Source organism: Pelomonas sp. KK5, assembly GCF_001984095.1.
In the GTDB taxonomy this organism is placed as follows: domain Bacteria; phylum Pseudomonadota; class Gammaproteobacteria; order Burkholderiales; family Burkholderiaceae_C; genus KK5.
Map to the genome: position 1 here is coordinate 1 of NZ_LYVQ01000203.1, position 12206 is coordinate 12206.

Consider the following 12206-nt stretch of genomic DNA (forward strand, 5'->3'; position numbering starts at 1 on the left):
CCGCCAAGCCGGCCAAGCCTGCCAAGCCGGTGATCTCGCTGGACAAGCCGATCCACTACGAGGTGACGATCGACGAGAAGGGGGTGCGCATCCATCCGGCGGGCGCGGCATCGGCCGCTTCCGCAGCGTCCGGCGCGGCATCCAGCGCGGCCAGTGACGCCGCCGGCGACATGCCCTCGATCAACATCGACCTGGGCCGCGACAACAACGAAAGCGTCCGCGAGGAGGTCCGCAAGGCCGCCGAGCAGGCCCGCCAGGCGCTGGAAGATGCCGCCCAGGATGCCCGCGACGCCGCGCAGGAAGCCGCCGACGAGAAGCGCGAGGCCGCCGAGCAGGCCGCCCGCATGCCCCACACCCGCACGACCGTCTACCGGCTCGGCGACTTCCTGGGCAACCTCGCCGTGTTCTGGATCCTCGCCTCCGCGCTGGTCAAGGGCACCTACAAGGGCCGCATCGTGGCCGAGAAGAAGGCCGCCCAGGCCACCGAGACGGCCGAGGCCGAATCGCTGAAGCGCCAGGTCGTCGAGGCCCGCATGGCCGCGATGCAGGCCCAGGTGGAGCCGCACTTCCTGTTCAACACGCTCGCCTCCATCGACCACCTGATCGAGACCGACCCGCCGCGCGCCTCGCAGATGCAGAAGAACCTGATCGCCCTGCTGCGCGCCTCGATGCCGACGATGCGCGAGGCCAACGCCAGCGGCGTGCGCGACCTGGGCCGCGAGCTGGCCGTGATCAAGCCCTACCTGGAGATCCTCAAGGTGCGGATGGAGGAGCGGCTGGTCACCGAGATCGACGTGCCCGAGGGCCTGCTCTCCGCCGAGTTCCCGCCGATGATGATCCAGAGCCTGGTGGAGAACGCGATCAAGCACGGCCTGGAGCCCAAGGCCGAGGGCGGCACGCTGAAGGTCAAGGCCGAGATCGTGCACGGCAAGCTGGCCGTCACCGTGGCCGACACCGGCCTCGGCTTCGGCCGCGCCGCCACCAGCGGCACCGGCGTGGGCCTGGCCAATATCCGCGAGCGCCTGGCCCTGCTGTACGGGGCACGCGGCGCCGTCACCGTCACCGAGAACCAGCCCAGCGGCACCAAGGTCACGATCACCGTGCCCTACGTCAGCCGCGCCACCGATGGAGTGAACGCATCATGATCAAGACCCTGTTCCGCCTGTTCGTCCTGATGGTCTTCGGCCTGCTCGTGCTGAGCGTGCTCGGCGGGGGCTTCCTGCTCCATGGCCTGGACCACGGCATCACCGTCAGCATGGACGGCGACGACTTCACCGTCTTCGACGGCCTGGGCACGATGATCGGCCTGCTCATCGCCGGCCTGGTGCTGTGCGTCGTGCTGCCGCTGGTGCTGCTGCTCAGCGTGGGCCTGCCGCTGCTGATCGTCGGCTGCGTGCTGGCCGCGCTGTTCGGGGCCGGGGCGCTGGTCTGCTCACCCTTCGTCCTGTTCGTCGTGCTGATGGTGTGGCTGCTGCGGGGCCGGAAGGAGAATCCCGGACGCGCCCGGCGCCGGAATGAACCTAACATCGTGGCATGACTGACAACAGCAACAACGCCACCGTGAGGGCCGTCCTGGCCGACGACGAACGACTGATGCGCGAGCAGCTGCGCAGCCGGCTCACCGAAGCCTGGCCCGAGCTGGAGATCGTGGCCGAGGCCAAGAACGGCCTGGAAGCGGTGGAGCTGGTGCGCGAGCACAAGCCCGACCTGGTCTTCCTGGACATCCGCATGCCGGGCCTGACCGGCGTCGAGGCCGCCAGGCAGATCGCCCAGCTCCCCGAGGACGACGACTGGCTGGTGCCCGAGATCGTCTTCATCACCGCCTACGACCAGTACGCCGTCGAGGCCTTCGAGCAGGGCGTGGCCGACTATGTGCTGAAGCCGGCCGAGCGCGAGCGCCTGGCCGTCACCGTCTCGCGCATCAAGAAGCGCCTGGGCCAGCGTGCCGGCGCCGACGATGCAGCCAACACCGCCCCCGCGCCGCTGCAGCAACTGCTGCACAAGCTCTCCGCCCAGATGAGCCCTTCGGGCAAGCCGAGCTACCTGCAGTGGATCCAGGCCACCGTCGGCCAGGCGATCCAGATGATCCCGGTCGAGGACGTGCTCTTCTTCATCAGCGACGAGAAGTACACCCGCGTGCAGACGCCGAAGCTGGAAGCGCTGATCCGCAAGCCGATCAAGGAGCTGGTGGACGAGCTGGACCCGGAGCTGTTCTGGCAGATCCACCGCTCGACGCTGGTCAACGCCCGCGCGATCGACGGCATCACCCGCGACTTCCGCGGCCGCCAGCTGGTGGGCGTCAAGGGCAACAACGAGAAGCTGGAAGTCAGCCGCAGCTACACGCACCTGTTCAAGGGGATGTAGAAGGCCTCCGCAGCCACAGCGCGATGCAGCACTGCGCCGCCCAGTAGGTCGGCAGCACCGCCAGGCTCGCCCAGGGCACCGGGCCGGCGAACTTGTTGAGCGCCAGGCAGCCGTCGGACATGAAGAACAGCGCGCCGCCCAGCGCCAGCAGGCCGGCGCCTGGCTCCAGCTTGCCGATCACCGCGGCCTGGGCCGCCATCGCGCTGAGGCACAGCACATAGGCCACGACCGGCCCGCGCAGCGCCGGCGTGATGCCCGGCCACAGATAAGCCAGTACGCCGGCGGCAACGAGCCCATAGCCGACGAAGCTCCACGGCCAGGCCGCCAGCCGGCGTACCCGCGTGAACGCCCACAGATACGCCAGGTGAGCGGCCAGGAAGGCCAGCAGCCCCGGCACGAAGTATTGCGGCCAGAGCAGGAAGGTATCGCCAGCCAGCGAGCACACGAGGCCCGCGATCACCCAGCGCCGCAGCAGCGGCGTGTCGCGCCCGCGCGCCCAGGCCAGCACGATGATCAGGATCGTCGTCAGCGGCTTGAAGAAGAAGGCCGCGTCGCGCGGCAGGCCCAGCTGTTCCTGGGCCAGGTAGCAGGCGATGGCGCTGAGCAGGATCAGCGCGGGGAGGATGCGTCGTTGCAATGTCATGGCGCGCGATTCTGGCGGCGGGCTGCTTCATCAGACTAACGGAGAAACCCGACGGCACGGCCACGCGCGGGCCGCGGCTGCGGTCACACAATCAATCGCCCACCCGGCCTCGCCGGGCGCATACAAAAAAAGAAGACAGCCAGGGAGCCTGCACAACCTCAGCAAAGCGAGGCGGACGATGGCTGGCTTCTTCACTTCGGCATCTTCATGGCCGCGCCTGGCGCGAGCGCTGCTTCTCGTGGCCGCGGGCACGGCGACGGCCGGCGCCGCACCGGCCTACACGAACCTCTACGTCTTCGGCGACAGCCTCTCGGACGTGGGCAACGACTTCACGGTCACCGGCGGGGCGGTGCCCACCGCCAGCTTCTACAGCCAGGGTCGCTTCAGCAACGGGCCGACCTACGCCGACCAGCTCGCCGCCGGGCTGGGGCTGGGCCCGCTGCTGCCTTCGGTCGCCGGTGGCACCGACTATGCCTTCGGCGGCGCACGGGTCGCCGGCGTGGCGGCCGGCCTGCCGCCGACGGCGCTCAGCTTCAACCAGCAGCTCGCCGCCTACGGCAGCGCGCACGCCAGCGCCGACGCCGGCGGCCTCTACCTGCTGTGGATCGGCGCCAACGACATGTCCGACGCCCTCGGCCAGGCGGCGCTGGGCAATGCCGCAGCCGTGCCGGCCGCGATCAACACGACGCTGACCGCGCTGGGCACGGCCATCCAGGGCCTGGCCGCCAAGGGCGCCACCCACTTCCTGATCCCCGACCTCCCCGACCTCTCGCTGATTCCCGCGGCGCGGGCCCAGGCCCAGGGCGACGCCGGCACGCTGGCGACGATCAAGTTCGTCAGCCAGAGCTTCAACGGCGCGCTGGCCGGCATGCTGGCCAACCCCGGCTTCGCCTCGCTGGACATCCACACGCTGGACGTGTTCTCGCTGCAGAACGCCGCCACCGCCGGCGCCTACGGCTTCAGCAACGTGACCGACGCCTGCTACAGCGGCGGCGTGAACGGCCTGCCGCTGACGCCCGGCGGGCCGGCACCGACGGTGTGCGCTGATCCTGGCAGTTATCTCTACTGGGACTACGAGCATCCGAGCGCCGCGCTGCACGCGGTGCTGGGCGCCGAGGCGCTGGCCGCCGCGGTGCCGGAGCCGTCCAGCGCCCTGCTGCTGCTGCCGGGCCTGCTGGTGGTGGCGACAATGCGCCGATGGAAAACGCCGCGACACGCCTGAAACCGCTGTTCCTCCTCGATCCTTCGATCACCTTCCTGAACCACGGCTCCTTCGGCGCCTGTCCGGCCGAGGTGCTGGAGGCCGCGCAGCGCTGGCAGCGCGAGATGGAGCGCAACCCGGTCGAGTTCCAGTCGCGCCGCTCGGCCGGCCTGCTGCGCGAGGCCCGCGAGGCGCTGGGCGCGCTGCTGGGCACGGCCGCCGCGAACCTCGTGTTCATGCCCAACGCGACGACCGCCGTGAACACGGTGATCCAGTCGCTGCCGCTCGCCGCCGGTGACGAGATCCTGACGATGGACCACGAGTACGGGGCCTGCGAGGCAGCCTGGGACCATGTGGCCGGGCGCGTCGGCGCGCGCCGCGTCGCGGTGCCGGTGCCGCTGCCCTTCGATGCCGCGGGCTTCACCGAGCGGATCTGGTCCGCGGTGACGCCACGCACGCGGGTGCTGTTCCTGAGCCATCTGAGCTCGCAGTCGGCGCTGATCTTCCCGATCGCCGAACTGATCCGCCGCGCCCGCGAGGCCGGCATCGTCAGCGTCATCGACGGCGCCCATGTGCCGGGGCAGCTGCCGCTGGATCTCGACGCACTCGGCGCCGACTTCTATGCCGGCAACTGCCACAAGTGGCTGTGCGCCCCCAAGGGCGCCGCCTTCCTGTACGCCCGGCCCGAACGCCAGGCGCTGCTGCACGCGACGACGATCTCCTGGGGCTATCACGCCGGCCGCGCCGGCGACCGCTCTCAGGATGCCTATCTCGGCGAGACCCCGTTCGAGCGCCGTCTTCAATGGCAGGGCACGCGCGACATAACGCCCTGGCTCAGCGTGCCAGCGGCGATCGATTTCCAGCGCCGGCACGGCTGGGACGCGGTGCGCGCCGACTGCCATGCGCGCGCCGTGCGCCTGCTGGAGCGCGCCTGCGCGCTGACCGGCCTGGCGCCGATCGGCCGGCCGGACGACTTCGGCCAGATGGTGCCGATCCCGGTGCCGGCGATGGACGGCGCGGCGCTGAAGGCGCGGCTGTTCGACGAGTTCCGCATCGAGGTGCCGGTCACCTCGCATGGCGGCCAGCTATTCGTGCGCGCCTCCTTCCAGGGCTACAACGGCGACGCGGACGCCGATGCGCTGCTCGACGCCCTCGCCACGATCTACCGGCTGGCGCCGCGCCAGGCCAGGTAGCGCCGGGTCAACTGGCGGTTCTTCCAGCGGTCGATCAGCAGGCTGGCCAACGGCCACACGGCGCCCGAGGGTGAGCGGCCCGCGCCCATCCGGTGTAGCTGGCGGCGCACCGTCGCCATCGTCGCCAGGCTCGCCAGCGCCTTGTTCTTCCAGCTCACCGGCACCGGCTCGGCCACCGCCTCGGCCTGCTGCCACTGGCGCGGCAGCCCGGGCTCGTAGGCCAGCGCGGTGCCCAGGCCCACCAGGCTCATGCCGCCGGCCAGCACGGCCTCGGCCACCGCACGGCGGCGGATGCCGCCGGTGGTCATCACCGGCATCGCCGCGCTGCGCGCCAGCGCCTGCGCGAATTCGAGGAAGTAGGCCTCGCGGGCCAGCGTGCGGCCGTCGGCCGTGCGGCCCTGCATCGCCGGGCTCTCGTAGCTGCCCCCGGAGAGTTCGATCAGGGCGAGGCCCTCGGGGTTCAGCAGCTCGACGACCGCGCGCGCATCGTCCTCGCTGAAGCCGCCGCGCTGGAAGTCCGCGCTGTTGAGCTTCACCGCGACGGCGAAGCCCGGCCCCACCGCGGCCTTGACCGCGCGCACCACCTCGATCAGCAGCCGGGCCCGCTGGGCGATGCCGCCGCCGTAGCCGTCGCTGCGGCGGTTGGCCAGCGGCGACAGGAACTGCGACAGCAGGTAGCCGTGGGCCGCGTGGATCTGCACGCCGTCGAAGCCGGCCTGCTCGGCGGCGCGGGCGGTGTCGGCGAAGCGTTGGACGATGGCCTGGATCTCTGCCACGCTCAGCGCCCGCACCGGCGCGAACAGCTTGCCGTGCTTGCCCATCTGCAATGCGACCTCGGAGGGCGCATAGCCGGGGTTGCCCAGGGCGGCGAACACCTGCCGGCCCGGGTGGTTGACCTGCATCCAGATCTTCGCCCCGCCGCCGTGGGCGGCCGCCGCCCAGGCGCGATAGGGTTCCAGCGACGTGCCGGCCTCCAGCACCAGGCCGCCGGGGCCGGTCAGCGCATCCGGTGCCACCATCACGTTGCCGGTGATCAGCAGGCCGGTGCCGCCCTCAGCCCAGCGTCGGTACAGCGCCTGACTGGCGGCGCCGGGCAGCTGGCCGGGCTCGGCCAGGCCTTCTTCCATCGCCGCCTTGGCGATGCGGTTCTTCAGGATCTGCCCGCCGGGCAGCGTGAGGGGATCAAACAGTTGGCTCATGGTGCGGAGCGTAAGATTCAAGCTAACTTCAATGTCAAGCGGTATCTCATGCGCATCGGCGAACTGGCGAAACAGGTCAGCATCAGCACCTCGGCGATTCGCTTCTACGAGGCCAGCGGCCTGCTGCCGGAAGGCCCGCGCGGGCACAACCGCTACCGCGAGTACGGCGCCGAGGCGATCCAGCGCCTGCAGTTCATCCAGCTCGCCCAGCGCCTGGGCTTCTCGCTGGACAGCCTGCGTGGCCTGTTCGCGCTGCCGCACGGCGAGGACACGCAGGCGCAGATCCGCGCCGGCCTGCAGCGCCGCCGCGAGGAGATCGCCAGGCTGCGCGCCGAGCTGGAGGCGCAGGATGCGGAGCTGCAGCGGCTGGCGCGCGAATGCGAGATCAGCTGGTCGCGCGGCGACTGCGTGACGCCGGACGTGTTCGCCGCGGCGCAGGCCAAGGCCGCTCAGTTCGGGTAGGCCAGACGCTTCTCGAGCTTGCGCTGCAGTTGCTCGAAGGCCAGGCTCAAGACCCAGTAGATCCCCGCCGCCGCCATGTACAGCGGGAAGGGCTGGAAGGTCGTCGAGATCAGCTCCTTGGTGGCCAGCATCAGCTCGGTCACCGCGATCACCGAGACCAGCGAGGTGTCCTTGATCAGGCTGATCAGGCTGTTCGAGAGGCTGGGCACTGCCGCGCGCAGGGCCTGCGGCGCGACCACGAAGCGCAGCGTCTGGTGCCGCGTCAGGCCCAGGCTGGTGCCCGCGAGCCACTGGCCGTTCGCCACCGCCGCGATGGCGCCGCGCAGCGTCTCGCTCATGTAGGCGGCGACGTTGAGCGTCAGCGTCAGGATGCCCGCGGTGATCGGCGACAGCTCGATGCCCACGCCCGGCAGGCCGTAGTAGACGATGAAGACCTGCACCAGCAGCGGCGTGCCGCGGATCGCGCTGACGTAGACGGCGGCGATGCGCGCGAGGATCTTCAGATCGAGCACGCGCACCAGCGTCACCAGCGCCGCCACCGGCAGGCCCAGCAGCATCGAGGACACCGCGAACAGCAGCGTGTAGCCGGTGCCCTTGAGCATCACCGGCCAGGCCAGCGCGAGCAGCGAGGCGAGGTCCATCGCTTCAGTGTCCTGCCGGCGGCTTGCTCACGTCGCGCTCGAACCATTTGCCCGAAATCTTCGCGTAGCTGCCGTCGGCCTTCATCTCGTCCAGCGCCTTGTCGATCGCGGCCTTGAACTTCGGGTTGCCCTTGCGGAAGGGAATCGCGTTGCTGTCGGGCTTGCCGATGGCCGCGCCGGCCTTGATCGGCAGCTTGGTCTTCTCGCGCAGGTAGGGGATCAGCAGGCTGTCGTTGATGGCCGCGTCGAGCCGGCCGCTGGCCAGGTCCTGCAGGTACTCGGGCGCGCCGGGATAGGTGCGCACCTCGGCGCCCTCGATGCCCTTGGCCAGCTCCGCGTAGTTGCTGCCCTGGCCGACGCCGATCTTCTTGCCCTTGAGATCGGCCGGCGTGTCCAGCTTGCGGGTCTCGTTGGCGCGCACGATCAGTTGCGGGTAGGAGATGACATACGGGCCGCTGAAGTCGAAGACCTGGCGGCGCTGGTCCGTCGCGGCCACCTGGTTGACGATCACGTCGTACTTGCCCGCCTGCAGGCCGGCCAGGATGCCGCTCCATTCGGTCGTCGTGAACTCGGGCTTCAGGCCCAGCTTGCCGGCGATCGCTTCGGCGACCTCGACGTCGAAGCCGGTCAGCTTGCCCTTCTCGTCCTTGAAGTTGAAGGGCGGATAGGTGCCCTCGACGGCGATGCGCAGCGTGCCGCGGGCCTTGGCCTCGTCGAGCAGGTCGGCGCCATGGGAGAACGGGGCGGCCAGCGCGAGCGCGGCCAGCAGGGCGAGTGACTTCACGGGGTGCTCCTTCATCCTCGATGGGGAGCCCGCATGCTAGCCCGCCTTGGCCTGAGCCGCCGCCGTCACCGCGGCCTTGGCCGCCATCTGCTCGCGCAGCTTCTTCAAGCGCTCGCGCGGGTCTTCCTTGTTCTGCGATTCGTTCAGGCGCATCTCGGCGATGAAGCGGCTCGGAATGCCCATCACCGTCTCGCGGTTCTTCTTGCGCCGGCGCAGCGTGCTGACCGCCAGCGTGGTGCGCGCGCGGGTGATGCCCACGTACATCAGGCGGCGCTCCTCCTCCAGCCGCTGCGGGGTCATCTCCTCGTCGTCGGCCTTGAAGGGCAGCAGGCCCTCGTTGACGCCGGCCAGGAAGACATGCGGCCACTCCAGGCCCTTGCTCGCGTGCAGCGTGGTCAGCGTGACCTGGTCCTGATCGTCGCCGCGCTCGGCCAGCGAGAGGATCACGCTGATCGTCTGCGCCACCTCCAGCACGGTCTGCTTCTCCTTCTCGAAGGTGGCGCCGCCGTCCTGCTCGATCTGGCCGCCGCAGCGCTTGCTGACCCAGTCGACGAAGTCGAGCACATTGCTCCAGCGGGCGGCGCCGACCTTCTCGTTCTCCTCGCTGTCCAGCAGGTGCTGCTCGTAGCCGATGTCCTTGAGCCATTCCATCAGCAGCGCGCGGGCGTCCTCGGCGCCGCTGGTGGTGCGGGCCTTGAACTCGAGATCGTTGAGGTAGCGGCCGAACTCGTGCAGCTGGTCGATCGCGCGGCGCGGCAGCGCGGTGTGCAGGCTCTCGGCGAACAGCGCTTCGAACATGCTGCACTTCCATTTGCCGGCGAACTCGCTCAGGGCGCCCAGCGTCGTGTGGCCGATACCGCGCTTGGGCGTCGTGATGGCGCGCAGGAAGGCGGGGTCGTCGTCCTGGTTCACCAGCAGGCGCAGCCAGCCGCAGAGGTCCTTGATCTCGGCCTTGTCGAAGAAGCTCTGCCCGCCGCTGACCTTGTACGGGATCTCGGCACGGCGCAGCGCTTTTTCAAACACGCGCGCCTGGTGGTTGGCGCGGTAGAGGATGGCGAAGTCGGCGAAGTTGGGCGCCTTGCCCTCGCTGCGCAGCGCGTTGATGCGGGCCACCGCGCGCTCGGCCTCGTGCTCCTCGCCGTCGGCCTCCAGCAGGGCCACCGGATCGCCCTCGCCGAACTCGCTCCACAGCTTCTTCTCGTAGAGCTTGGGGTTGATCGCGATGACGTTGTTGGCGGCGCGCAGGATCGCGCTGGTGGAGCGGTAGTTCTGCTCCAGCGGGATCACCTTCAGGCCCGGGTAGTCCTGCGGCAGGCGCTTGAGGTTCTCGATGGTGGCGCCGCGCCAGCCGTAGATGCTCTGGTCGTCGTCGCCCACGGCCGTGAACATGGCCCGGTCGCCGACCAGCTGCTTCAGCAATTCGTACTGGATCGCGTTGGTGTCCTGGTACTCGTCGACCAGCAGGTAGCGCAGCGTGTCCTGCCACTTGCCGCGGGCCTCGGCATCGGTGGAGAGCAGGCGCAAGGGCAGCGAGATCAGGTCGTCGAAGTCCACCGCGCCGTAGGCGGCGAGGCGGTCCTGATAACGCTCCATCACGACGGCCGCGACGCGCTCGTTCTCGTCCTTGGCCACCTTCAGCGCCTCGTGCGCGTTCAGGCCCTGGTTCTTCCACAAGGAGATGGTCCACTGCCAGCCACGCGCCTGGCCGATGTCCGTCGTGCCGCCGGCGTCCTTCAGCACGCCCAGCACGTCGTCGCTGTCCAGGATCGAGAACTGCTCCTTCAGCCCGATGCGCGTGCCCTCGCTGCGCAGGATGCGCACACCCAGCGAGTGGAAGGTGGAGATGACGATGTCCTTGCCGGCGCGGGCGCCGATCAGGTGGGTGGCGCGCTCGCGCATTTCCTGCGCGGCCTTGTTGGTGAAGGTGATGGCCCCGATGTTCTTGGCCGCATAGCCGGCCTGCAGCAGCCGCGCGATCTTCTGCGTGATCACGCTGGTCTTGCCCGAGCCGGCGCCCGCGATGACGAGGCAGGGGCCGTCCAGGTGGTGGACGGCGGCGAGCTGGGCGGGGTTGAGGGTACGGGCCATGAAGGGGACTGCGGCGGGGAGCCGCGGATTATCGTCCCCGCACTTCCCCGGGCAGCGCACGCAGCCCCAGCGCGAAGGCCAGTACCACGTAGAACATGAAGGCGATGCGCGGCGCGTCGAGCAGACTGTCGAAGGCGCCGACACCGACGAAGCCCACGATGCTGGCCGCCAGCGCCGGCGCCAGCGGGTGGTCGCGGCCATGGCCCAGGCAGGTGCGCCACAGCGCCAGCAGCAGCATCGCGCCGAACAGGATCAGGCCGACATAGCCCTGGTCGAACAGCACATGCAGGCCCAGGTTCTTCATGTGGAAGGGCAGGTGGTTCTTGTCGCTGGAGAAGAACCAGCGGGACATGTCCTGGTCGAAGTCGCCATTGGCCAGCAGCTCGCGGCCGGTGGCGTCGCGCAGGTCCAGCTGCGCGATCTCGGCCACGCCACCCTGGGCATCCAGCGCCACCGAGAAGGCCAGCAGCTTCGGCCAGTACCAGCGGCCGCCGAAGCCGGTGCCGTCGCCCAGGGCAACCTTGAAGGTCTGCCAGGGTTGCTGGGCCTGGCCGGCGGGCAGCTCCGCGGGCTTGAAGTTGAGCGCCTGCACAAGGCAGTGGTCGGCATAGAGCAGGTGCTTCTCGCAGAGTTCGGTGTGCAACTGCACGGCCTGCTTCGCCCGCATGCGCACCGCCAGCACGACCGGCCCCTCCGGCCGCGGGACCCGCTGGGTGACGCGGAACAGCTCGCCCCAGCCGAGCATGTGCTGCCCGCCGGTCAGCACCAGGAAGCCCGGCTCGCCGGCATCGTGGCGCCAGTGGTAGTTGCCGACGTGGTCTTCCTTGCTGCCCATGAAGAAGTGGTTGGCCGCATAGCGGCCGGCGCCCTTGCCGAAGGCGAAGTCGGCGTCCGACTTCAGCATCCAGTAGCCTTCCTTCCAGTGCCGCACGCGGGTCTGCATATCGCCCTCGGTGCCGGAAATGCGCTGGCGCATGTACTCGCCGCCCCCCAGCACCGCGATCACCGCGCCGACCAGCATCACCAGCGCCAGCAGCAGGCCGCGGCTGCGCCATTCGCTCAGGCCGCGGGTATTGCCCCGCTCGAAAGGCCACAGCGAGGGCACCAGCAGCACCAGCGGCCACAGCAGGCCCAGCGGCAGCGCGCAGGCCAGCGCGATGTCGCTGGCACGCGGGCCGCCCCAGTTGTGCGCGACGATCACCACCTGGGCCAGCAGCCAGAACCAGGCCGCCGAGATCAGGATCAGGTACATCGGGCGCGCCGCGCCGGGCCTGTCCAGCCAGCGGATCAGCACCGCGCTCGCAAAGGCGATCACGTATTCCAGGTAGGCGATCTTGGGCACCGCCTCGGACAGCGCCCAGCACAACGCCGCCACCACGCCCGCCATCAGCGCGCCGCCCACCACCGCGGTGACGCGCTGCGCCTGGCTGGGCAGCCAGGCGCTGCCAGGCATGGCCAGCAGGAGCAGCATCGTGCCCAGCAGCGCCAGCAGGCCGCGGTAGCCGCTGCCCGGGAACATCAGCAGCGCCGCCACCGCGAAGCTGCCCAGGAGCAGCAGCGCACCGAGCTTGCCCATCGGCGGCACCGAGTGCGGCGGGGCGGGCGCCAACTCGGCCGGCGAGGTCGTGGTG

General features: G+C 70.0%; 12 protein-coding genes. 6 read left to right on the plus strand and 6 right to left on the minus strand.

The window, feature by feature from the left end:
* The 3 genes from B0W88_RS24390 to B0W88_RS24400 form a co-directional block, all read left to right on the plus strand.
* On the plus strand, positions 1-1145 hold a 1145-nt coding region (locus tag B0W88_RS24390), incomplete at its 5' end, for a sensor histidine kinase (RefSeq protein WP_077037214.1).
* Positions 1142-1537, plus strand: a complete 396-nt coding sequence (locus B0W88_RS24395) for a hypothetical protein (RefSeq protein ID WP_077037215.1) — start codon at positions 1142-1144, stop codon at positions 1535-1537. The genes B0W88_RS24390 and B0W88_RS24395, both read left to right, overlap by 4 nt.
* Positions 1534-2364, plus strand: coding sequence for a LytTR family DNA-binding domain-containing protein (locus B0W88_RS24400; protein WP_077037216.1), 831 nt, complete (start codon positions 1534-1536; stop codon positions 2362-2364). Before B0W88_RS24395 ends, B0W88_RS24400 begins: the two co-directional genes overlap by 4 nt.
* Here the strand turns inward: B0W88_RS24400 and B0W88_RS24405 are convergent.
* Positions 2351-3007, minus strand: coding sequence for a lysoplasmalogenase (locus tag B0W88_RS24405; RefSeq protein WP_083749037.1), 657 nt, complete (start codon positions 3005-3007; stop codon positions 2351-2353). The two genes, B0W88_RS24400 and B0W88_RS24405, sit on opposite strands and share 14 nt — an antisense overlap.
* Before the next feature lie 178 nt (positions 3008-3185).
* Here B0W88_RS24405 and B0W88_RS24410 point away from each other — a divergent pair, with 178 nt between their 5' ends.
* Entirely contained in the window at positions 3186-4229 is a 1044-nt protein-coding gene (locus tag B0W88_RS24410) for an SGNH/GDSL hydrolase family protein (protein WP_077037218.1), read from the plus strand.
* Positions 4205-5401, plus strand: a complete 1197-nt coding sequence (locus B0W88_RS24415) for an aminotransferase class V-fold PLP-dependent enzyme (RefSeq protein ID WP_077037219.1) — start codon at positions 4205-4207, stop codon at positions 5399-5401. The genes B0W88_RS24410 and B0W88_RS24415 overlap by 25 nt, the downstream gene beginning before the upstream one ends.
* On the opposite strand, the gene B0W88_RS24420 is transcribed toward B0W88_RS24415, so the two are convergent.
* Positions 5371-6600, minus strand: a complete 1230-nt coding sequence (locus tag B0W88_RS24420) for an NADH:flavin oxidoreductase/NADH oxidase family protein (protein ID WP_198937928.1) — start codon at positions 6598-6600, stop codon at positions 5371-5373. The genes B0W88_RS24415 and B0W88_RS24420 overlap by 31 nt on opposite strands.
* A 48-nt stretch (positions 6601-6648) precedes the next feature.
* On the opposite strand from B0W88_RS24420, the gene B0W88_RS24425 reads away from it, so the two are divergent.
* Complete coding sequence (locus B0W88_RS24425; protein WP_077037220.1) at positions 6649-7062, plus strand: MerR family transcriptional regulator; 414 nt, start codon at positions 6649-6651, stop codon at positions 7060-7062.
* On the opposite strand, the gene B0W88_RS24430 is transcribed toward B0W88_RS24425, so the two are convergent.
* The 4 genes from B0W88_RS24430 to B0W88_RS33805 form a co-directional block, all read right to left on the minus strand.
* Positions 7050-7703, minus strand: coding sequence for an amino acid ABC transporter permease (locus tag B0W88_RS24430; protein ID WP_077037221.1), 654 nt, complete (start codon positions 7701-7703; stop codon positions 7050-7052). The two genes, B0W88_RS24425 and B0W88_RS24430, sit on opposite strands and share 13 nt — an antisense overlap.
* 4 nt (positions 7704-7707) lie before the next feature.
* Positions 7708-8502 (minus strand): transporter substrate-binding domain-containing protein, encoded by a 795-nt coding sequence (locus tag B0W88_RS24435; protein WP_144006937.1) that lies wholly within the window; start codon positions 8500-8502, stop codon positions 7708-7710.
* 21 nt (positions 8503-8523) lie between these two features.
* On the minus strand, positions 8524-10575 hold the full coding sequence (locus B0W88_RS24440; RefSeq protein ID WP_077037222.1) for an ATP-dependent helicase: 2052 nt from the start codon (positions 10573-10575) through the stop codon (positions 8524-8526).
* 28 nt (positions 10576-10603) lie between these two features.
* Positions 10604-12206, minus strand: a 1603-nt coding sequence (locus B0W88_RS33805) for a hypothetical protein (RefSeq protein ID WP_158080934.1), incomplete at its 5' end; no start/stop codon positions are given.